Origin of the sequence: Thiohalocapsa halophila, assembly GCF_016583825.1 — a bacterium.
In the GTDB taxonomy this organism is placed as follows: domain Bacteria; phylum Pseudomonadota; class Gammaproteobacteria; order Chromatiales; family Chromatiaceae; genus Thiohalocapsa; species Thiohalocapsa halophila.
Window position 1 is genome coordinate 1 of record NZ_NRRV01000298.1, and the last position, 511, is coordinate 511.

Here is a 511-nt window from a genome sequence, read left to right on the forward strand (position 1 = left end):
GTTCAGGGTTGACTTGTTTCTATGCCTTCGACTGGAATCGTCCCGAAAGGCTCCATAAGGACGAGGAATCGGCACAGAAAGTGGTTGATGCATTGTTGGCCGAAGGCGTGCAGGTTCGATACATCGATTTTCCGACCGTTGATATGCGTGACAACTGCTGCCTCCGCGGGCACGACCCCGAGGCATTGATCGACTGCTCGGGTCGCCCCGTGGAGCAAACCTTTGCGATCCGGGTGTCCACGGCCCTGTTCAACACGGAAGACGACGTCGCCTTCTTTACCAAAGCCTTGGAAGAAGTGCTGACTCGTATCGGCTAGGAGCCTGTCGGCTTATGGGAAATCTGCGCGATGGATTCCTCCATAACCCCACAGAACCTCACAGTTTTCCGGGCTTCAGGCCGGTTTCTTGCCGGGCCCGAGGAGGTACCAAATGATCAAGCCGGCTACAGGTAGCAGCAGGACCAGCAGTGCCCACAGCAGTTTTTCGAGACCCTTTGCAGAGCTCTGCAGGA

The 511-nt window shown here is 56.4% G+C and carries 2 protein-coding genes; one reads left to right on the forward strand and one right to left on the reverse strand.

Translation table 11 applies throughout. The annotated features are described in order from the left end of the window. The coding region (locus CKO31_RS26475) for a hypothetical protein (RefSeq protein ID WP_200244020.1) at window positions 1-317 on the forward strand (317 nt) is incomplete at its 5' end. Window positions 318-392: 75 nt separating this feature from the next. On the opposite strand, the gene CKO31_RS27360 is transcribed toward CKO31_RS26475, so the two are convergent. Further along, window positions 393-509, reverse strand: coding sequence for a PLDc N-terminal domain-containing protein (locus CKO31_RS27360; protein WP_274607827.1), 117 nt, complete (start codon window positions 507-509; stop codon window positions 393-395). Window positions 510-511: the final 2 nt, after the last annotated feature.